A 19,611-nucleotide genomic window follows, 5' to 3' on the forward strand; every position below is an offset into this window, starting at 1 on the left:
AAATCAAGGTGACAAATCAATTTGGGTGGTAGAATACGTTTTTCAATATGAAGCGAGATCCAGAAAATATGAAAGGAGAAGTTGAATTTTCTGAACTTGAAAAGAAGACACCGTTTACCACTGCTCTACGAGGTCGAGTCATTCCTGCTGGCAATATCTACGACCCGGAACATGACAATGAAGAATTGCCTGATTTCACACAGGGTGAAGACTGGTTGAATTTCGTTCCAGATGCAGAAGGCAATCTTCGATTCTATAAGGGAGAGCCAATCTCAGGAGTATATTTCGGGAAGGAGCCAGCAAATCCAGAAACAGACCTAAACAACACTTTTGTGGAGTTGTATTATCAAAGGCTATCGTTTCCGCACATTGCAGGTTTAGTCCCAAGTCTATTAGACGATTTACGAAATCTAGCCACTGTTTTGTCAAAGATGGCGCACTACCAGTCAAACATCCCAAGCGGTTCATGGGCAATTCAGAGATTCATTCAAACCGAACTCGAGTACCTATTCTTACAGTCCAGAAGTATCTACGATGGTCTTCAATTCATAATTGCAAACACCTGGAAAATGATATACTCTGTCGAGGAAGAAGACGATTTCAGCGCCCAACTTCCAACAAGCTCTTTCAGGAAAATGGCGCTTATAGGCGAAGACCAAGAACCGATCTCAGCTGATTCATTAGTGAAAAAGTACGGAATTCCTGAGTCACTGGCCGAGTTCTACTCTAACGAAGCACCAATATTTTCAAAAATCAGAGACTTCCGAGATTCAATTGTCCACCATGGAGACTCACCAGAAACGATATTCATCACGGAAGATGGGTTAGCTGTTGATACTACAGCAGAACCATATTGTAAATTTGACATCTGGGAAAATAATCAACTTCTTGAAAATGAACTTGCACCTTTGTGGCCATTTGTTGCCTATGTGGTGAAACAAACAGTAACTGCACTGGACAGATTCCTATCCGGGCTTCTTGCTAAGCCCCTGCATTTACCATACAAGTTGGCAGAAGGGTACGATGTGTATATGCGTGGCCCGCACATAACGAATTTAAACCATTTAGACAGTCTGATTTCTTCTGATCAGTGGGGAGAAGAGTTCGTTAACACCGTCGAAGACAGATTATTTTAAAGAAATAGTTTTCGAAGGACTATTCTTGACTGTTTCAGTTGAGTGGTTCCGCATCTTGAAGGATGGAATGAAACTCTTCCCAGTCCTCAAACTGCTCCTGAAACAAATCACTCGGCAGGTTCCACGCCCACAGCACAGCATCATCCGGGTCGTACTTCTCCAGCGTCGGTTTGAGGTACAGTAGAGCTGAAGGGGACTCTAGTAAAACTAGTAAGTAGAGGTTGGTGGGCTATGACTCAGCAACCCGCCCCGTGTAGTAGTCTATGATGAGTGAATCTGTGTAAGCGAACTGTACAACAGCAAAAGTTCGAGCAAAGATCAATACAGGAAGTAAGAATATAGTCATGACCAACGATGATAACCAGATAGCAGGGGTAGAAAAATTGAGCAACGACATCAACAACATCACACCTACAGCACCAACGACAGCGTATGTGAGATTTTGTGCAAGGATTAGTGTTCGACGTAGTCGCCGCGTAGATGGAGAAATCCTACCTTCCATATATGACATAAAGACAGAGTACACTGCGTGAGGCCCTTTTGTGTTAAAATCAAAGCCAAATTGGTTTTTGAATGTTTCTTCAAAATCTCCTTTAGTTTCTGTGAAGATAGTTCCTCTTTCTTTATTTGCGGCATATGATTCACGTGCTTTCATTAGAGGCACAATAGATCGGATTTTGTTGGCATACTTAGCGAATGCAAGATCAGCACGATCGAGAATGGCGAGATCACGTTCATTATCGTTATAGTAGTAAACGACCTGTCTAAATGGCAGAGGAACTCTGAAAACCGTCGCGCGAAACATCTCAACAAGTTCTCCAGCGAATAAAGCCAGAATCAACACAGAAAGTATAGTAAATTGATTATTTGGATCAGGTACAGGACCAACTACGAAAATATATGGGATGGATGAAGACAAAAAGACTAACCCAGGGACAATTCTAGTCATGATATCCCCGAGATCAAATCCAGCAAATTTTACATTTGATGACATATTGTTGCCTTTCTGTCTAAAGGTGCATATTTCTTACCTGTGTGGATAATTCACACCCCCATAGCTTTGATTGGAGTAGTCCTCTACGTGAATCACAGCATCCGCACTCTCCGGGTTATCAAAAGCATGTTCTTTGACAAGATGATAAGCGTACCACTCAGCGCTATGAACCACAACGTTACACTTCGAGCACCGCCACATCCCGACTCTTTTGAGGTCGTAGTGTAGCCTTGTCTCTTGCAGTACACGCTGAACTGGCAGTTTCAGTGGAGCCATATCGACGCCACCACCGCCGAGAAGGTATTCCTCACCGTCGCGGTCGATGGTTGCTTCCAGTCACCACTCTGACCTGAGCGACGCACGCCGGAACGATTCTGGTTTCTCCTCGTCTTCGCCGTTCACCACCGGTTCGACGAAATTGGTGTGCTTCAGAAAGGTCGACGTCCGAAAACGGGGGGCGCTGCAGGATTATGAACTTCACTCGCAACGCTTCGCGTTGCTCGCTAGTTCAAATCCTTCGCGTAGATGATTCTCTGCTCACGTTGTTCGCGGAAGAATCATGGGCGCTGCAGGATTTGAACCCACGGCAACTTGGTCCGAAGCCAAGCACTCTGTCCAGACTGAGCTAAGCGCCCTACACAACTTCGTCTGTTGCGGATTGTTTTAAATGGATTGATTCGTGACGGCGACTCCGCGCGTTTTATACCTGCACTCCATACAGTACCCGGTATGTCTCTCGGAGCACGGGCGCGCGGGTTCGTCGAACTCACCCGACCGGGAAACGCCATCGCCGCGGGCGTCCTCACCTTCACCGGGGCGTTCGTCGCCGGGGCGTCGCTCGGTGATACGCTCGTCGTCGTCGCTGCTATCCTCGCGACCGTGTTCGCCACGGGCGCGGGCAACGCGGTCAACGACTACTTCGACCGCGATATCGACCGAATAAATCGTCCGGACCGGCCTATTCCCCGCGGCGCTGTCACCGCCGCGGAAGCCAAGTGGTTCAGCATCGCCCTCTTCGGCGGTGCTGTCGTGTCGGCACTCGTGTTACCGCTCGTCGCCATCGGTATCGCGGTGGTGAACCTCGTCGCGCTGCTCGCCTACACGGAGTTCTTCAAGGGCCTCCCGGGCGTCGGAAACATCGTCGTCGCCGCGCTCACGGGCTCGACGTTCCTCTTCGGTGGCGCAGCTATCGGCAAACCGCTCGGGGCGCTCGTCTTGTGCCTCCTCGCCGCGCTGGCGACGCTGACCCGCGAAATCGTCAAAGACGTAGAGGACATCGCCGGTGACAAAAAAGAGGGCCTTCGAACACTCCCAATCGTCGTTGGTGAGCAAACGTCGCTGTGGCTCGGTGTTGGCGTCCTCGTCGTCGCCATTGCCGCGAGTGCGGTGCCGTTCATCCGTGGCGCGTTCGGCTTAGCGTACCTTGGGCTGGTCGTCCCCGCCGACGTCGTGATGCTCGTGGCGGCCGCACGGTCGTTCGAGCATCCGGGCGTGGCTCAACGCCGGCTCAAACACGGGATGTTTCTGGCTGCGTTCGCGTTCATCGTCGGCCGAGCCTCGTCGCTCGCAGGAGTCACACTATGACGATACTGCACGAACATGGGGTAGGGTTCTCTGAAGAATACCCTGAGAAGGTGAACATCCGATCCTCCAATCAAAAAGAATATTACCAGTTCACCGTATGGTCGTACTATCCGATGACTCCCGGCGAGCGGAAGCGTCATGCGATTGTATCCCTCGGAGTCGACAGTGAGCCGAGGTACTCGCATGTATAATCTGGGTGCAGACCTCGACGTTGAGGTCGAACCGGGGACGAATCTTCTCATTAGCGGCCCGCCGCTAACTGGTAAGCGGTCGCTGGCGCTCGATATCCTCGAAGAAGGGACCCGAACCGGCGAAGGTGCAATCATCGTCACGACGAAAGACGGTGCAGACCGCATCCTCAAGGACTTCGGGAAACGGGTCGACTACGAGCAGAATCCAGTCTCCGCCATCGACTGCGTCACCAAACAGCAGGGTGTCGGCGACGTTCGCGACGACGAGCGAATCAAGTACACGTCGTCGCCGGTGGATATGACGGGAATCGGAATCAAGCTCTCCGAGGTACTCCAGGAGTTCTACCAAGACCGCGGGCTAGAGCAAAACCGCATCGTCCTCCATTCGCTGTCGACGCTCCTGATGTACGCCGACCTCCAGACGGTATTCCGGTTCCTCCACGTCTTCACGGGCCGTATCCAAAGTGTGGGCGGTCTCGGCCTATTCGTTATCGACGCCGACGCCCACGACGACCGGACGATGAACACCATCAAACAGCTGTTCGACGGCATTATCACGACTCACGAAGACGCTGCGCCCGATATCCGCCTCGCGGACCACTAACGGAATCATCACTGACTGCACTGCCGGTGCACGCTCGCACGGAGTTTTTACCCACAGGTCGTCTCCACACAGGTATGCCCATCACGAGCGACGACGAACTGCGCACGCTGTTCGACTACGAAACCATCGCGGTCGTCGGCTGTTCGGCGACGCCCGGCAAGGCGGCCCACGACATCCCCGAGTACATGCAGCGCCACGGCTATCGCGTGATTCCAGTCAACCCATTCCAAGACGAAATCCTCGGCGAGAAGGCGTACGACTCCCTTGCCGATGTCGAAGAAGACATCGACATCGTCGACGTGTTTCGCCCGTCTTCCGAGGCGGGCGGCATCGTTGACGACGCTATCGAGCGCGCAAACGAGCGCGGCGATATCAAAGCAGTCTGGCTCCAACTTGGCATCCGCGACGACGAGGCCGCAACGCGTGCCGAAGGAGCGGGTCTCGATTTCGTGCAGGACAAGTGCTACAAGAACGAGCACTCGCGGCTCATTGACTGAGCAGAACGTCCGAAGAGAGGGTGGAAACGAGGTCAACTCGTGACCGGTAACACACCCAGAACCGAGTTACTGCAGTTTCGTTAGCCTTCCCAGGACTCGAAGTCGCCGTAAATGCCCTTCGAGAGGTACCGCTCTGAGGAGTCAGGGAACACGGTCACGACAGAATCGTACGGGAGGTCGATTTCACCGGCGGCGGCGCGTTCGGCCACGTCGAGCGCGGCGAGAGAGTTCGCGGCCGCACTCGACGCGACGAGGTGACCTTCCTCCGAGGCGAGCCGTTGCATCTCGGCGTGGCTGTCTCGGTCGGAAATTTGGACGATTTCGTCGACTAACTCGGGGTCGAACAGTTCGTTGGTGTCGGGGTTGTGCGTACCGATTCCTTCGGTTTTGTATGGGGCTTCTTCCACGTCGCGGTCGTGGAGCGTGGAGTACAGCGAGCCTTCGGGTTCGACGGCGGTAACGAAGGTTTCTTCGTGGTGTTCGCGCCCGTATCGGGCCATTCCCATGAGCGTTCCCGCGGTCCCGCACCCGGCGACGAGCGCGCCGACTTCGTTGTCGAGGGTGTCGTAAATCTCCGGGGCGGTGGTCTCGTAGTGCGCTTCGGGATTGAGCGGATTCGAGAACTGCTGCGGAACGACGGCGTCGTCGAGTTCCTCGGCAAGTTGGTGAGCGCGGTCGATAGCGCCGCCCATACCGTCTTCGGTGGGCGTGTTCACCACGTCGGCACCGAGCGCGCGCATGAGTGTCTGCTTTTCGACGCTGAATCGTTCGGGGACGACGAACACGGCACGAATACCGAGTTGCCCGGCGGCGACAGCAAGACCGATACCGGTGTTTCCGGCGGTCGGTTCGACGACGGTTCCTCCCTCGGGGAGTTCGCCCGATTCGAGCATCTGTTCGAGCATGTACTTGCCGATGCGGTCCTTGACGCTCGCGCCGGGGTTGAACGACTCGAGTTTCGCGTAGACGGGTACCTCGTCGGGTGATGCGTGGACCCGGACGAGTGGCGTCTCGCCGATGGTGTCGAGCACCGAGTCGAAGGGTTCGCGGTGCGTGGTCATACGGGGGCAAATGTTGCCCCCGGTCCTGAACGTTTTCATCCGTTCGTCCGGGGTTCGTCGTCGGAGAAATAGCGGGGAAACCGGGGTTCGGAAGTCTACTGGTCCGTCGACGCGTTTTCGTCGCCGGCCGAATCAGCATCGTCGGACGCGTCGTCCGAGTCAGCGACCGAATCGGGCTGTACGTCCTCCGCTTCGGAGATGTGCGCCTGTGCGATGGCCGCGTCGAGGTCGACGCCTTGTTCTTCGGCAATCGCTTCGAGAATCGCCCGCTGTTCGGCGTTTTCGGCTTCGAGGCGGTCGACGCGCGCCTCCGTTTCATTGACGGTTTCTCTGACCTCGACGATTTGCTCGCGCAACTCGTTGAGCTTCTTGTACACGTCTTCGGCCATCTCTGCGACCTTCTGGAGCTTCTTTGCGGTTCCTCCGAGTGCCATATATCGCCCCTCGGACTCCGCGCTTGTACGAGTTCCGGTGCCAAATTATTGGGGGAGAGATGCATTGTCGGTCGAGGGTGACTGGTCGGTCCGGCGAGACTACCCGAGTTCGTTCGGGTCGACCCGAGACACGACGACGCGCAACCCTACGAGCGAAACGAGTCCAACGACGACCAGACCAATGACGGCGGCTCGAGCACCGAGACCGGCAGTCCCGAGCGCCAGTTTCGCCGCCGTATTCGCGGGGTTGAGCGGCAGGAGCGACGTGCCAGCGAAGACGAGGAGTACGCCGAGCGAGTAGAGCAGTTGCGACGTACGGCGGTCGGGTGCCGTAATCGCCACGGTTGCGCCGAGTGTAACGACCACGGCTGTGAGACCAGCGACCAGCCCGAACAGCCACGTGACGTTGTCGATGCCGGTTCCATTGAGTTGGAGGAGGAGCATCCACGCGACCGCCTGAATCGGAGCCAACCCGCCTGCCGCGAGGAGTTTTCCGTCCACGACCGCCGAGAAACTCACGGGTGCGACGCGGAGGAGTTCGAGCGTTCCGCGAGCAACCTCCTCGGTCAGTGAGTCCACGACGAGCGACCCCGAGATGAAGACGGGAAGGAACAACAGGAGCGGGACGAGCACCGTGTAGGTGAAGCCGAAGTACGGACTCGATTCTATCTCGACCGGCACGGGAAGCGGGTTCGTCGACAGGAACGCCCTCCGGTCGGCGCGCTCGTTTCGCTCCAGTTCGCGGAGTGCGTCGCGGAGTCGAACGACGACTGCCGTCGTCTCTACGCCCGTATCGGGCGCGACCGCCGAAACCTGTATGCGACCGTTCTCCCCCGTCGACGCCTCCAAGACGGCATCGACCTGCCGTTCTTCGAAGGCCGTCATCGCGGTCGACTGAGACGAGTACACGCGCCCGTCGAGTCCAGATTCGGACGCGACGGCGCGGAGCAAGTCCCTGACGGCATCCTCGTCGCCGGTGATGGCGACCTCGACCTGATAGCTCGCCGCACCCGGGTCGTACAGCGAGACGAGACCAACGACGAGGAACGACGAGAACGCCGCCACGAACAACTGGATGGCCAGCGCCAGTACGATGGTCTTCTCCTTCCGTAGACTACCGAGTTCGCGCCGAGCGATGGCGAATCGTGGGTTACCCAAGGGCCGTCACCACCTGCAGGTTGTAGACGAGGTGAATGCCAATCGCCCCGACGAGCGATAGAGCGTAGGCGGATTTCCCCCGACTCGCGCCGAGTGCGGTGACGCTTGCTGTCACGGCATGGAGCACGAGCGGCGCGAGGAGCAACCCGACCGCAACGACGATACTGATGCCAGTCGCGTCGGCGACGCCCACGCCTGCCGGGGCGAATGCGGTCTGCCCGAGTGTGAGCGACTGGAGTCCGGCGATTTGGGCGATAGCTGTGAACTTCTCGCCCACGAAAAAACCGAGGCCGGAGAGGCCGCCGAGGACGAGTGACGTGCGGACCGTCCGCGCAAAGCGAGCGTTCTCGAAGGCGGCGTAGACGTGGAGACTCTTGGCGAGTTCTTCGACGACTGCGACCGCAACCAGAATGAGCGGGACGGTCACGTCGATTGGGAGAACGAACAACACGGCGATAGCGAGGAGTTCGGCGATGAAGACAAACGGAATGGACAGCGCCGACAGTGATGCAATCGACCGCGGACGCGAGATGCGACTGTCGAGCGCGTCGAGGAACTTGAGCGGAACCGACCGCTGGGTGAACATATCTTCTTCGCGGTAGACGCCGATTCCGAGGAGGAACAATACGACTGCGGCGAGGAGAATCGGGCCGACCGAGAAGGCGAACTCACCGAGCGGGATTGCATCGCCGCCCAAGTCGCGGACGACGAGTGTCAAAGGCGAGATGAGCGCGATTGGCGTAACGTTCGTGAAGATGGCCGGGACGAAGGTGTACGTCGTCAAGAACACCGAGACGGTGACCGTCACGAACGTGAGTTCTTTGAACGACCGGGCGAACATCGCGCCGACGAACGTCGCCGCGAGGAACAAGAGACCGATTGGGACGACGGCCGCAACGGAGACGAACCCGCCGCCGACGGCCATCGCGATGGCGGCGGTGATACCGACCATCCCGAGCAGGTACGGAAGCGTCTTCCCGGCGACGATGTCGCCCGGCGAGATGGGTGCGACGAGTAGGAGTTCGCCGCGTCGGTTGATTCGCTCGTTGAGGATGCTCGACCCGTACGCCTGAATCACGAAATTCATCGGCACGAGGAAGACGAACGCGAGGACGAGCGACGCGAAGGGGAACGGCGGATTGATGCTCGCGGGCGACCCGCTGGTGTCGCCGCCGAAGAGACTCGCTGCTCCACCGAGCGGCGACGCACCGATTTTGCCGTCGTCCGCGGCCGCGGCATCGGATGGGGCCGTTCCGGCTCCAGTCGAGCCATCTCCACTCACTGTGCCGGTGGAGGAACCGCTTCCGTCTGTTCCGTCCGTACCCGACGAACCGCCGGAGCCATCCCCGGCCGCACCAGCGCCGCCAGAGCTATCGTCGACCCGGCTTCCTGCGGGGACGAGTGCACCACGCTCCCGGTACTGGAGGTTGACGACGACGGGGAACGCCGCGGATTGATTCTCCTCGCGGACCATCTGCCGCTCGTTGTACGACTGAACTGCATCCCTGAACGCTCCGTAAGCTGCGTCTCCGGTTCGCGTGTCGGCCACGGAGACGTGCCGTTCGGTGACGATGAGTTCGACGTTCGGGTCCGATATCGGTCTCGGGTCGAGCGTCGGTGACTGGTCGACTGCGTCGTAATACGGGCTGTCGGATGCGATTCCGACTCGGTAGAGGTCGCGGTCGAGGGCGGCTCCGCTTCCCGCTGCTCCGGCGGCGATGCCCCCAGCAACCAGTACAGCGATGAGTCCGAGAACGACTGTTTTGCGGTCGAGTGTACCGGCCGAACGCGACACCTCCCACCGGGCGATTCGGAAGATAGCGCGTGCGTGCGCGACGAGCCGCGTCTTGCGGTCAGTCACGACCGCCCGCGACCCCCTTCCGCGGTACTCTTCGTCGGTGCTTCTCCGGCGAGTCGGAGGAAGATATCCTCCAGTGATGGCTCGTCGGTTCGGATGTCGGCGACGCGACCGCCCGCCGACTCGGCCGCCTCGCGGAGTGCTTCCACCTCGGCCATGTCGTCGACGACGGCGACGTGGCGGGTACCGTCAGGACCGGCTTCCGTCTCAGTCTCGGGAAGTGAAACCGTCGTGTAGACGCGGTAGGTCGTCTCGCCGTGTTTCTCACGAATCTCGGGAATCGTTCCGCGGGCGATTATCTCGCCGCGGTTCATGATGACCACGCGGTCGCAGATGGATTCGACGTGAAACAGGTTGTGAGCGCTGAAGACGACGGTCTTGTCTTCGTCGCGGAGTTCCTGTACGAAATCGAGGACGACGTTCGTCGTCAGCGGGTCGAGACCGCTCGCGGGTTCGTCGTAGATGAGCAAGTCCGGGTCGTTGACGAGGGAGCGAGCGATTGCGACCTTCCGCTTCATTCCCTTCGACATGTCGCCGAGGCGTCTGTCGCGGTATTCGAGGTCGAGACGGTCGAGTACCGCCCCGGTCCGGTCGTCGGCCACGCCGCGGGGGACGTCGTACAGGTCCGCGAAAAATCGGAGGTACGACCGCGGCGTCATGTCCTCGTAGAGCGGCGACTCTTCGGGGAGAAACCCGAGTTTCCGGCGCATCTCGGGGTCTTCGGGGTCGAACCCGAGCACCGACGCCGTGCCGGAAGTGGGTTCGACGAGTCCGGCGAGCATCTTCAGCGTCGTCGTCTTTCCCGCGCCGTTTGGGCCGACGATGCCGAACACCTCGCCCGACTCGACCGAGAAGTCGCTGCCCACGACGGCCGGAAAGTCGCCGTAGGTCTTTCGCAGGTTCTCGACCGTAATCATTGACGGAACGTTCGGGTAGCCACGAATAAATGGTTCGTGCGGAATTTCAGAACTGATAGGCTTCCCCTCCGCGGGACAACAGTTTCGTCCCTCTCACGGCGAATGGTCGGGCATGCCCGCTGAGGATTTTCGTCGCCCGAGTTCGTCCGCTTCGTCGGTGGGGTTGTGGCCGGGGCGCTTCTCGCTTACGTCGCCAACGCCGAGTCGTAGGTGGTGTCTGGGTTAGCAGTGGCGCTTACCGGACTGGGCGGGCTGTTTCTCGTCATCGGCGTGGTTGGGGCCGGCGTGATGAAGTTCCGAAAAAGGTCGTAGTCGAACTGCCGCCGTGTCGGCGCGCGTCGTCTACTCGTACTCGTAGAAGCCCTTGCCCGTCTTCTTACCGAGGTCACCAGCGGCGACTTTGCGCTTGAGCAGGTACGCCGGTTTGTAGCGGTCGCCGAGTTCCTCGAAGAGCGTCTCGGAGGCGTCGAGACAGATGTCGAGACCGATGTGGTCGGCGAGGGTGAGCGGGCCCATCGGGACGTTCGTACCGAGGGTCATGCCGCGGTCGATATCCTCCTTCGAGGCGACGCCTTCGTCGTAGGCGCGGATACCCTCGTTGAGCCACGGCATGAGAATGCGGTTGGTGACGAACCCGGGTTTGTCGTCGGATTCCCACGTCTCCTTGCCGAGGTCTTCGGAGAACTCGTGGGCAAACTCGACGACTTCGGGGTCGGTCTTCTCGCCGCGGACGACTTCGACGCCCTTCATGATGGGGACGGGGTTCATGAAGTGAAGCCCGACGACCAGTTCGGGTCGGTCCGTCGCGGCCGCGATAGTCGTAATCGAGAGGGTGCTCGTGTTCGTCGCGAGAACGACGCCTTCGGGGACGATTTCGTCGAGGTCCGCGAAGATGTCGCGTTTGATGTCCATGTTCTCGACGGCCGCCTCGATGACGAGGTCACACTTGGTGAGGTCTTCGAGGTCGGTCGTTCCGAGGATGCGGTTTTTCGTCGCCTCGGCTTCGTCCTCGGTCATCTTTTCCTTCTCGACGAACTGCGAGAGACTGTCGTCGATGGCAGAAAGACCGTTCTCGACGTACTCGTCTTTGAGGTCGCGCATAATCACGTCGTAGCCACTCATCGCGGCGACCTGCGCGATTCCGTTACCCATCGTTCCAGCGCCGACGACGCCCACCGTGTCAATGTCGTTCGTACCGTGCATGTGCAGCACTGCGCAAGGTGGCGAGGTAAAACTTGCCGAAGCGTCCAAAATAGTGACAAACTCGTGACTATCACGGAAACGCTCAAGTTCGGGGCCGAAATGGAGATATGCAACGGTGACTGGCGCGAATGACACGGGCAAACACAACGGCGGCGGCGCTGAAGGGGGAATGGGGGACGTGCAGGATCACCTAAACGACGCCAACGAACAGTCGACAGAGACAGACGAACAACCGGCCGGCACGGATGGGGGTCCGACCGATTCGGATGGGGGTCTGAACGATTCGGACAACCATCCGACGGATGCCGACGGGCATGCAACGGACACTGACGAGCAACCAACCGATACTGACGAGCAACCAACCGATACTGACGAGTACGCAATCGAGCCCGGTGAGTATTCGCCGGAATACGGCGAGTACGCAGCCGAAACTGACGAACTTCCCACGGACACCGACGAGGCGATAGAGCACCTCCTCAGACCGCGTCCGTACGACGCGCCCGACGCCGTTCCGGGCGGGCTACAAGACCTGAAGTACATCGGCCCAGCGACGGCCGACGCGCTCTCCGCGTCGAACATCGACGCGGGAGCCATCGTCGACGGGGAAGTGTGCTACCGCGACCTCGTCGAGGCCGGCGTCAATTCCGGCGTCGCGGCGAAGATTCGACGCTGGCACTCGCTGTCGTGGTCGTTCGGGTCGGGAGACGACCTGGACCGCCGGTCCTCGCAGGTTCGGGGGTTGGGAGACGACGAACGCGAATGGGTCGCCGCGAGTTCCGGCGATTGGGGGTCCGCCGATGACGCAGACGAGTCGTCCGGTGATTGGACGCCCACGGGGCAGACTGCGGCGTCGAACGGGCCGAACCGGGACGGCGACTGGACACCCACGGGGACGGAGTCGTCAGACGATGAAACCCCGACCCAGTCGGAGGACTGGACACCAACCGGGAACACAGAAACGAAAGGGGACAGCCCGAACCGAGGGGGCGACTGGACGCCGCGCGGACAAGCCGATACGTCGGCTGACGGGTCCGGAGACGCGCTTGCTGCTGAGGTCGCGTGGCGCGAGCGGTCGAAGCCGGAGCCGCTGACGACGCTCGATGGAATCGACGAGGACAACGCCGAGCTACTCGCCGAGGCCGGCGTCCGCTCCGTCCGGCGACTCGCCACCGCGGACCCGGAACACGTAGCAGATGCACTCCAAATCGACCCGACCGTCGTTAGCGCGTGGAAGTCACAAGCGCGTGACGCGATGGAGTGAGGCAACCGGCAAATCGGCGGAGGTCGCCAGCGAACGACCCTCCGAACATTTACTATATATGTAGTAAGTTCTATTCATGGCACAAATTGCCGTAATATTTGGTTAGGACCTCCATAAACGCAAAATTCGGCATAATCTCCAAAGCGCCCTAGACGTAGTTTTTATATACTGGGTTACACCATCTTGAACCAGATGATGTCCGGTTCCGACACGACCGTCGCCTCCCCGCAGGCGGTCTCTACGTCCCCGACAGCCTCCGGTCTCGGTTCCCGTCTCGATGGAACCGTGGCGCGCACGTCTCGCGGTCCCTCCGAGGGGTGTCTGTAATGGCGACCAAAGACATCAACACCGCAGACACGGCACACGAGATTCGGACTATCGACGAAGTTGTCGATGTCATCGCCAGCACCGCCCCCGAGATTCGAACGGGGCTGCCGGGCCGCCGCGTCGCCGCCGAGGAAGAAAACCCGAGCGGCGAGACGCAGATGGCTGCGGACGTGTTCGCAGACGACCTGCTTTGCGAGCGAATCGGTGCGCTAGAGGGTGTCGGCGAATACGCGAGCGAGGAGCGACCCGAGTCCATCGACGTGGGTAACGGCTCGCTGTCGGTCGCACTCGACCCGCTCGACGGCTCGTCGAACCTGAAGCCGAACAACACCATGGGGACCATCTTCGCCGTCTACGACGGGCCGCTTCCGGCGCACGGCCGCGACCTCGTCGCCGCCGGCTACGTCCTCTACGGACCCGTCATGACGATGATTGTCGCCCGCGACGGCACCGTCAACGAGTACGTCGTCTACGACGATTCGAGCTACGAACTCGTTCGAGAGGATATCACACTTCCCGAGGAGGGAACCGTCTACGGCTTCGGCGGTCGCGTCCCCGACTGGACCGACGACTTCGAAGCGTTCGCGCGCGAGGTCGAACAGGATGCGTCGCGAAAGCTCCGCTACGGTGGGTCGATGATTGGCGACGTGAACCAGATTCTTACCTACGGCGGCATCTTCAGCTACCCGACGCTTCAGTCGGCACCTGAAGGCAAACTCCGCGTGCAGTTCGAAGGCTACCCAATCGGCTACGTCATCGAGACGGCCGGCGGTGCCACGTCTGACGGCACGAAGTCGCTTCTAGACGTTGACAAGGACGAACTCCACGCGCGCACCCCGCTTTACATCGGAAACACCGACCTCGTGACGGAACTCGAATCGGCGCTTGACTGAGTTACTGGCTGCATCCGTTCTCGACTGACGGCACGGCTTGGCGGTATCCGATTTTCTGGTCGTTCGTCGAATCATACATGGAAAACCATTTTGAATACGGTGACGCATCCCAGAGTATGAAGGTCAGAATCGGCGACGGCGCGACTGGTGACGAGGCCGAAGCCATCGCGAGCGCGCTGGCTCGACACCTCGGCACGGACGTAAACGTCTTCGTTGGCGATGGCGAGGAATCCGTGGCGGATGCCGAACCGCCCGCGGACGCCTTCCCGCTCGATGCCGACGACGTACATCCGACGGAACGGGAAGAAACGCTCCGCGAGGAAATCGCCGACATTCTCGGCGGCGGTCCGCAGAAGTACAAAGACCGGCTTCCCGAGTCGGGGAAACTGTTCGTCCGCGACCGCCTCGACCTCTGGTTCCCCGAGGGGCTGAAGTTCGAAGACGGGAAATTCGCCAACTTCGACTCGTGGCACGAGAACTCCCCCGAAGTCGACGAGGCGGACCCGAACACCCGCCTGCCGGGAGACGGTCTCCTCACCGGTGCCGCGGCATTCGAAGGCCGCGACCTGCACTTCATGGCCAACGATTTCACCGTCAAGGCCGGGTCGATGGCCAGCCGCGGCGTCGAGAAGTTCCTCCGGATGCAACAGCGGGCGCTCAAGACCGGCAAGCCGGTGTTGTACCTGATGGACTCCTCCGGCGGCCGTATCGACCAGCAGACCGGCTTCTTCGCCAACCGCGAGGGCATCGGGAAATACTACTACAACCACTCGATGCTCTCGGGCTACGTCCCGCAGATTTGCGTCCTCTACGGGCCGTGTATCGCCGGTGCGGCGTACACCCCGGTCTTCGCCGACTTCACCATCATGGTCGAGGGGATGTCCGCGATGGCTATCGCCTCGCCGCGCATGGTGAAGATGGTCACCGGCGAGGAGATTTCCATGCAGGACCTCGGCGGCGCGCAGATGCACGCCCAAGAGTCCGGCAGCGCCGACCTCGTCGCCCGCGACGAGCAGCACGCCCGCGAACTCGTCTCGCAACTCATCACGTACCTTCCGGACAAAGCGGGCGAGAAACCGCCGCGCTCGAAGCCGAAGCCACCGCGGCTTTCCCCCGGCGGTATCGACGAACTCATCCCCGAGTCGCCGAACCGCCCCTACGACGCCCACGACCTCATCGAACGCGTCGTCGACGCCGAATCGGTGTTCGAACTGAAACCCGACTACGGCAAGGAAATCGTCACCGCGTTTGCGCGAATCGACGGCCGCCCGGTTGGTATCGTCGCCAACCAGCCAACCGAGCGCTCGGGCGCAATCTTCCCCGACGCCGCGGAGAAGGCCGCAGAGTTCATCTGGACGTGCGACGCCTACGAGATTCCGCTGCTCTATCTCTGTGACACGCCGGGCTTCATGGCCGGGTCGCAGGTCGAAAAGGACGCCATTCTTGAGAAGGGGAAGAAGTTCATCTACGCCACGTCGTCGGCGACGGTCCCCAAACAGACCGTCATCGTCCGCAAGGCCTACGGTGCGGGCATCTACGCGATGGGTGGACCCGCCTACGACCCAGACAGCGTTATCGCACTCCCATCGGGAGAAATCGGAATCATGGGTCCGGAAGCGGCCATCAACGCCGTCTACGCGAACAAACTCGCCGCAATCGACGACCCCGAGGAGCGCAAACAGCGCGAGGACGAACTCCGCGAGGAGTACCGCGAGGATATCGACGCTCACCGGATGGCGAGCGAAGTCGTTATCGACGAAATCGTCCCGCCGTCGAGCCTCCGCGAGGAACTCGTCAACCGCTTCGAGTTCTACGCCGACGTGGACAAGTCGCTCCCGGACAAGAAACACGGCACCGTTCTCTGAACGGGGTGTCGGGAGTCGGGTGAGCGGTAGGCAGCCCAACAGCCAACCGAACTCGTACTGTATTTCTGCAATCTGCTCCGCGTTACGCACCGGTTTCGCCGGTAGTTACTGTCTAAATAATTGACTTAAGCAGTTTGTACTGAGGATGGACGCGACTCGATACGTTGTATCGCAGGTCGACACGCTCCCATTCGGGGGGTGCTCGTCTGTCGGTTCGTCCATCATGAGTCACGAAATCCCCCGGGCCGGGATGATACAGGAACTTCTGTCAGATGTAGTGCACGGTGACCACGGCCTTTGGCTCGTGACCATGCTGGCGCTCGTCCTCGACGTGTTAACGACGCTGTACGGGCTTGGACAGGGATTGACGGAACTGAATCCGGTCGTCATCAAGCTTATTCCGAGTTTCGGGCCGGTCGGGTCACTGCTCTTATTGAAACTCGTCGTCCTCGCGGTCGCTCTCGTCGCGTGGGAGATGCTCCCAACTCGTTATCGCGCGGCGATACCAATCAGCGTCGCCGTCCCCTGGGGTGTCGCCGGGTTGATGAATACGCAACTCATCCTCGTCACGATATTTGGCTAGGCGACTGGGCGACCGCGTTCCGTTCCTACAGACGAAACAGTCACGGATACAGGTGAGACAACCCCGGCTACAGGTGAGATAACCTCGGCTACGGACGAGACAGCCATGACAACTCACTCGGCGTCCACGAACTCTTTTTTCAGCGATAGCGCCGTCCGCTCGAACTCACAGACGAGGTCGTCGTCCTGATTGAACACCTCGACGTTCATCGTCACAACGCCACGTTCGCCGTCGGAGGTCTCGCGCTTGTCGAGGACGGTCGTCTGCGCGCGGAGCGTGTCGCCGTGGAACACCGGGTTCGGATGCGACACGTCGTCGTAACTCAGGTTCGCCACGATGGTTCCGTCGGTCGTGTCGGGAATCGAGAGGCCGACGGCGAGACTCATCGTGTAGAGACCGTTGACCAGCCGCTCGCCGAACTGCGTCTCGGACGCGAACTCGGCGTCGAGGTGGAGCGGCTGCTGGTTCATCGTCATATCGCAGAACTGCTGGTTGTCCGACTCGGAGACGGTGCGGCGCTTTTCGTGTTCGATAGTCTGGCCGACCTCGAACTCCTCGTAGTACAGACCGGTCATAGCCGAGGATGTGTAAGACCATGATAAAATCGTACCGGTCGAAGCCGGCGTCGCGGTGCATGACAACTATTGCCCCGAGCGAAATCAGATAACAACCATTATAATTACCGACCGTCGAGGAATGCGAAAGCGCCTGCTGACTACGGAAATAACGGTCGGCGATGGCGTGAGACAGCACCCCTGTCGACTGGCTTCGCCGGGAAGCAACCGGCACGAATGCACTATGGCATCCGCAGCACCATCCACCTCGACGGACGACGAACCGACGGAAGAGACAGCCCTCGAAACGGCCCGCCGACAGCTCGAACGCGCGGCGGCACACCTCGACGTGGACCCTGGCGTCATCGAGCGTCTTCACCACCCAAACCAGGTTCACCGCGTCTCGGTTCCCCTCGAACGTGACGACGGCTCGACGGCCGTGTACACCGGATACCGCGCACAGCACGACAGCGTCCGCGGCCCCTACAAGGGCGGCCTCCGCTTCCACCCGGATGTGACCGAAGACGAGTGCATCGGTCTCTCGATGTGGATGACGTGGAAGTGCGCCGTGATGGACATCCCCTTCGGCGGCGGGAAAGGCGGCATCGTCGTCAACCCCAAGGACCTCTCGACCGACGAGAAAGAGCGTCTCACCCGCCGCTTCGCCGAGGAACTCCGACCCTTCATCGGCCCGACGAAAGACATCCCCGCGCCTGACATGGGCACAGACGCCCAGACGATGGCGTGGTTCATGGACGCCTACTCGATGCAGGAAGGCGAGACGCAAGCTGGCGTCGTCACGGGCAAGCCACCAGTCGTCGGCGGCAGTAAGGGCCGCGACACCGCGCCGGGTCGCTCGGTTGCCATCATCGCCCGCGAAGCCATCGACCATCTCGGCTGGGACATCGAAGACACCACGGTCGCCGTGCAGGGCTTCGGTTCCGTCGGTGCCCCCGCTGCGCGCCTCCTCGATGACTCCGGTGCGACGGTCGTCGCCGTCTCCGACGTGAACGGCGCAATCTACGACCCCGAGGGTCTCGACACCCACGACGTGCCGACCCACGAGGAAGAACCCGAAGCCGTCATGAAGTACGACGCGCCGGAGAAGCTTTCCAACGAGGAACTCCTCGAACTCGACGTCGACGTGCTCATCCCCGCGGCCATCGGCAACGTGCTGACCGCCGAAAACGCCGACGACGTGCAGGCGAATCTCATCGTCGAGGGTGCCAACGGTCCGACGACCTCCGCAGCGGGCGAAATCTTCGAAGAACGCGACATTCCGGTCGTCCCCGACATCCTCGCCAACGCCGGCGGTGTCACCGTGAGCTACTTCGAGTGGCTGCAGGACCTCAACCACCGCTCGTGGTCGCTCGACCGCGTCCACGAGGAACTGGAGACCGAGATGCTCAGCGCGTGGGACGCCGTCCGCGAGCAGGTCGAAGAGTACGACGTGACGTGGCGCGACGCCGCGTACATGGTCGCGCTCAAGCGCGTTGCGGCCGCCCACGAGCACCGCGGCCTCTGGCCCTGAAACGACCGTTGACGCCGTAACCGACGGCGAATCACCTCCCCGCTGACGAATCGTTTTTGTTCAGACAACTGAACGGTATCATTCTTGGCAGCGCCGAACGATACTCCACTCACTATGCCACGACGAAGCGTCCTGTTTTCACCTGGCGACCGACCAGAACTGATGCGAAAAGCACCCGAAGCGGGGGCGGACGTGCTGGTGTTCGACCTCGAAGACGCCGTTGCTCCCGAGCGAAAAGACGAGGCGCGAGAAGCTGTCACCGACGTCCTCTCGGACCCCGACTTCGACCCCGACGCCGAAGTGACGGTTCGAGTGAATCCGGGTGAGACCGGTCTCGACGATATTGCCGCCGTGTGCGACCGCCACCCGCCGGACGCGCTTGTCGTCCCAAAAGCGACGAGCTCGAAGGACGTGACACGCGTCGCCAGCGCTGCCCGGGAAGTCGGTGCCGACTGTCCTGTCATCGCCATCATCGAGAGCGCTGCGGGCGTCCTCGCCGCCCCCGACGTGGCCGCTGCCGCCGACACTACCGCCGTCATCTTCGGGGCGGAAGACTTCGCGGCCGACGTAGATGCGACCCGTACCGACGCCGGAACAGAGGTTCTCTACGCCCGCGAGCGCGTCGTCGTCGCGGCCGCCGCCGCAGAGGTCGACGCCATCGACACGCTCCACGTCGATTATCAGGACGATGCGGGACTCCGTGAAGCGGCCCAATTCGGCCGGGAACTCGGTTACGACGGGAAGCTGGCGATTCACCCCGCACAGGTCCCCATCATCAACGAAGCGTTCTCACCCGACTCCGAGGACGTGGGATGGGCGAAGAAGGTCCTTCGCGCCCGGGACGAGGCGGCGGCCGACGGTCGCGGCGTCTTCGGCGTCGACGGCGAGATGATAGACGCACCGCTGGTCAAGCAAGCCGAAAATATCCTCGACCGCGCCGACGAATCGTACTAACTCGCC

General features: G+C 60.2%; 19 protein-coding genes and 1 tRNA gene. 11 read left to right on the top strand and 9 right to left on the bottom strand.

Going from position 1 to position 19,611, the window contains the following annotated elements:
• Nucleotides 1–68 precede the first annotated feature (68 nt).
• Nucleotides 69–1,136: a hypothetical protein gene (locus HFX_RS07335; RefSeq protein WP_004056955.1), complete on the top strand. Its 1,068-nt coding sequence runs from the start codon at nucleotides 69–71 to the stop codon at nucleotides 1,134–1,136.
• A gap of 229 nt (nucleotides 1,137–1,365) precedes the next feature.
• Here HFX_RS07335 and HFX_RS19645 read toward each other — a convergent pair whose 3' ends face one another.
• Both HFX_RS19645 and HFX_RS07340 read right to left on the bottom strand, forming a co-directional pair.
• The gene (locus HFX_RS19645; RefSeq protein ID WP_137685669.1) at nucleotides 1,366–2,130 is read right to left on the bottom strand and encodes a hypothetical protein; all 765 of its coding nucleotides are present in this window, start codon (nucleotides 2,128–2,130) and stop codon (nucleotides 1,366–1,368) included.
• A 560-nt stretch (nucleotides 2,131–2,690) separates the two neighbouring features.
• Nucleotides 2,691–2,765, bottom strand: a tRNA-Arg gene (locus tag HFX_RS07340).
• Between the two features lie 94 nt (nucleotides 2,766–2,859).
• Here HFX_RS07340 and HFX_RS07345 point away from each other — a divergent pair.
• From HFX_RS07345 to HFX_RS07355, 3 genes are all read left to right on the top strand, one after another.
• Entirely contained in the window at nucleotides 2,860–3,714 is an 855-nt protein-coding gene (locus HFX_RS07345) for a geranylgeranylglycerol-phosphate geranylgeranyltransferase (protein ID WP_004056954.1), read from the top strand.
• Between the two features lie 183 nt (nucleotides 3,715–3,897).
• Nucleotides 3,898–4,509 carry an RAD55 family ATPase gene (locus HFX_RS07350; RefSeq protein ID WP_004056953.1) on the top strand — a complete coding sequence of 204 codons (612 nt, stop codon included), beginning with the start codon at nucleotides 3,898–3,900 and terminating at the stop codon, nucleotides 4,507–4,509.
• Nucleotides 4,510–4,583: 74 nt separating this feature from the next.
• Nucleotides 4,584–5,006 (top strand): CoA-binding protein, encoded by a 423-nt coding sequence (locus tag HFX_RS07355; RefSeq protein ID WP_004056952.1) that lies wholly within the window; start codon nucleotides 4,584–4,586, stop codon nucleotides 5,004–5,006.
• Nucleotides 5,007–5,086: 80 nt separating this feature from the next.
• Here the strand turns inward: HFX_RS07355 and HFX_RS07360 are convergent, their stop codons facing one another.
• The 6 genes from HFX_RS07360 to HFX_RS07385 all read right to left on the bottom strand — a co-directional run bounded on the left by HFX_RS07360 (nucleotide 5,087) and on the right by HFX_RS07385 (nucleotide 11,637).
• Nucleotides 5,087–6,067, bottom strand: coding sequence for a PLP-dependent cysteine synthase family protein (locus tag HFX_RS07360; RefSeq protein ID WP_004056951.1), 981 nt, complete (start codon nucleotides 6,065–6,067; stop codon nucleotides 5,087–5,089).
• Between the two features lie 95 nt (nucleotides 6,068–6,162).
• On the bottom strand, nucleotides 6,163–6,501 hold the full coding sequence (locus HFX_RS07365) for a DUF5798 family protein (RefSeq protein ID WP_004056950.1): 339 nt from the start codon (nucleotides 6,499–6,501) through the stop codon (nucleotides 6,163–6,165).
• A gap of 99 nt (nucleotides 6,502–6,600) precedes the next feature.
• Nucleotides 6,601–7,659, bottom strand: a complete 1,059-nt coding sequence (locus tag HFX_RS07370) for an ABC transporter permease (protein WP_004056949.1) — start codon at nucleotides 7,657–7,659, stop codon at nucleotides 6,601–6,603.
• Nucleotides 7,652–9,520 (bottom strand): ABC transporter permease family protein, encoded by a 1,869-nt coding sequence (locus HFX_RS07375; protein ID WP_004056948.1) that lies wholly within the window; start codon nucleotides 9,518–9,520, stop codon nucleotides 7,652–7,654. The genes HFX_RS07370 and HFX_RS07375 overlap by 8 nt, the downstream gene beginning before the upstream one ends.
• On the bottom strand, nucleotides 9,517–10,434 hold the full coding sequence (locus HFX_RS07380; RefSeq protein WP_004056947.1) for an ABC transporter ATP-binding protein: 918 nt from the start codon (nucleotides 10,432–10,434) through the stop codon (nucleotides 9,517–9,519). Before HFX_RS07380 ends, HFX_RS07375 begins: the two co-directional genes overlap by 4 nt.
• Nucleotides 10,435–10,776: 342 nt before the next feature.
• Nucleotides 10,777–11,637 carry a 3-hydroxyacyl-CoA dehydrogenase family protein gene (locus tag HFX_RS07385; RefSeq protein WP_004056946.1) on the bottom strand — a complete coding sequence of 287 codons (861 nt, stop codon included), beginning with the start codon at nucleotides 11,635–11,637 and terminating at the stop codon, nucleotides 10,777–10,779.
• Nucleotides 11,638–11,752: 115 nt separating this feature from the next.
• Here HFX_RS07385 and HFX_RS07390 point away from each other — a divergent pair, with 115 nt between their 5' ends.
• From HFX_RS07390 to HFX_RS07405, 5 genes are all read left to right on the top strand, one after another.
• Nucleotides 11,753–12,898, top strand: coding sequence for a helix-hairpin-helix domain-containing protein (locus HFX_RS07390; RefSeq protein ID WP_004056945.1), 1,146 nt, complete (start codon nucleotides 11,753–11,755; stop codon nucleotides 12,896–12,898).
• Between the two features lie 192 nt (nucleotides 12,899–13,090).
• On the top strand, nucleotides 13,091–13,225 hold the full coding sequence (locus HFX_RS20485) for a hypothetical protein (RefSeq protein WP_269321952.1): 135 nt from the start codon (nucleotides 13,091–13,093) through the stop codon (nucleotides 13,223–13,225).
• Nucleotides 13,225–14,118 carry a class 1 fructose-bisphosphatase gene (locus tag HFX_RS07395; RefSeq protein ID WP_004056944.1) on the top strand — a complete coding sequence of 298 codons (894 nt, stop codon included), beginning with the start codon at nucleotides 13,225–13,227 and terminating at the stop codon, nucleotides 14,116–14,118. Before HFX_RS20485 ends, HFX_RS07395 begins: the two co-directional genes overlap by 1 nt.
• Before the next feature lie 116 nt (nucleotides 14,119–14,234).
• Nucleotides 14,235–15,983: an acyl-CoA carboxylase subunit beta gene (locus tag HFX_RS07400; protein WP_004056943.1), complete on the top strand. Its 1,749-nt coding sequence runs from the start codon at nucleotides 14,235–14,237 to the stop codon at nucleotides 15,981–15,983.
• A 223-nt stretch (nucleotides 15,984–16,206) separates the two neighbouring features.
• Nucleotides 16,207–16,566: a DUF5658 family protein gene (locus tag HFX_RS07405; protein WP_049917410.1), complete on the top strand. Its 360-nt coding sequence runs from the start codon at nucleotides 16,207–16,209 to the stop codon at nucleotides 16,564–16,566.
• Nucleotides 16,567–16,679: 113 nt separating this feature from the next.
• Here the strand turns inward: HFX_RS07405 and HFX_RS07410 are convergent, their stop codons facing one another.
• Entirely contained in the window at nucleotides 16,680–17,141 is a 462-nt protein-coding gene (locus HFX_RS07410) for a MaoC family dehydratase (protein ID WP_004056941.1), read from the bottom strand.
• A 223-nt stretch (nucleotides 17,142–17,364) separates the two neighbouring features.
• Here HFX_RS07410 and gdhB point away from each other — a divergent pair, with 223 nt between their 5' ends.
• Nucleotides 17,365–18,651, top strand: a complete 1,287-nt coding sequence (gene gdhB, locus HFX_RS07415; RefSeq protein ID WP_004056940.1) for a glutamate dehydrogenase GdhB — start codon at nucleotides 17,365–17,367, stop codon at nucleotides 18,649–18,651.
• Between the two features lie 114 nt (nucleotides 18,652–18,765).
• The gene (locus HFX_RS07420) at nucleotides 18,766–19,605 is read left to right on the top strand and encodes an HpcH/HpaI aldolase/citrate lyase family protein (protein ID WP_004056939.1); all 840 of its coding nucleotides are present in this window, start codon (nucleotides 18,766–18,768) and stop codon (nucleotides 19,603–19,605) included.
• Nucleotides 19,606–19,611 lie beyond the last annotated feature (6 nt).

The sequence above is a fragment of the Haloferax mediterranei ATCC 33500 genome (genome assembly GCF_000306765.2).
Classification (GTDB): Archaea; Halobacteriota; Halobacteria; order Halobacteriales; family Haloferacaceae; genus Haloferax; species Haloferax mediterranei.

What these genes read in the sequence shown, in the direction of transcription:
- HFX_RS07335 (WP_004056955.1), top strand. Translation starts at nt 69, where the DNA reads ATGAAAGGAGAAGTTGAATTTTCTGAACTTGAAAAGAAGACACCGTTT.
- HFX_RS19645 (WP_137685669.1), bottom strand. Translation starts at nt 2,130, where the DNA reads ATGTCATCAAATGTAAAATTTGCTGGATTTGATCTCGGGGATATCATG.
- HFX_RS07345 (WP_004056954.1), top strand. Translation starts at nt 2,860, where the DNA reads ATGTCTCTCGGAGCACGGGCGCGCGGGTTCGTCGAACTCACCCGACCG.
- HFX_RS07350 (WP_004056953.1), top strand. Translation starts at nt 3,898, where the DNA reads ATGTATAATCTGGGTGCAGACCTCGACGTTGAGGTCGAACCGGGGACG.
- HFX_RS07355 (WP_004056952.1), top strand. Translation starts at nt 4,584, where the DNA reads ATGCCCATCACGAGCGACGACGAACTGCGCACGCTGTTCGACTACGAA.
- HFX_RS07360 (WP_004056951.1), bottom strand. Translation starts at nt 6,067, where the DNA reads ATGACCACGCACCGCGAACCCTTCGACTCGGTGCTCGACACCATCGGC.
- HFX_RS07365 (WP_004056950.1), bottom strand. Translation starts at nt 6,501, where the DNA reads ATGGCACTCGGAGGAACCGCAAAGAAGCTCCAGAAGGTCGCAGAGATG.
- HFX_RS07380 (WP_004056947.1), bottom strand. Translation starts at nt 10,434, where the DNA reads ATGATTACGGTCGAGAACCTGCGAAAGACCTACGGCGACTTTCCGGCC.
- HFX_RS07385 (WP_004056946.1), bottom strand. Translation starts at nt 11,637, where the DNA reads ATGCACGGTACGAACGACATTGACACGGTGGGCGTCGTCGGCGCTGGA.
- HFX_RS20485 (WP_269321952.1), top strand. Translation starts at nt 13,091, where the DNA reads ATGATGTCCGGTTCCGACACGACCGTCGCCTCCCCGCAGGCGGTCTCT.
- HFX_RS07395 (WP_004056944.1), top strand. Translation starts at nt 13,225, where the DNA reads ATGGCGACCAAAGACATCAACACCGCAGACACGGCACACGAGATTCGG.
- HFX_RS07400 (WP_004056943.1), top strand. Translation starts at nt 14,235, where the DNA reads ATGAAGGTCAGAATCGGCGACGGCGCGACTGGTGACGAGGCCGAAGCC.
- HFX_RS07405 (WP_049917410.1), top strand. Translation starts at nt 16,207, where the DNA reads ATGAGTCACGAAATCCCCCGGGCCGGGATGATACAGGAACTTCTGTCA.
- HFX_RS07410 (WP_004056941.1), bottom strand. Translation starts at nt 17,141, where the DNA reads ATGACCGGTCTGTACTACGAGGAGTTCGAGGTCGGCCAGACTATCGAA.
- gdhB (WP_004056940.1), top strand. Translation starts at nt 17,365, where the DNA reads ATGGCATCCGCAGCACCATCCACCTCGACGGACGACGAACCGACGGAA.
- HFX_RS07420 (WP_004056939.1), top strand. Translation starts at nt 18,766, where the DNA reads ATGCCACGACGAAGCGTCCTGTTTTCACCTGGCGACCGACCAGAACTG.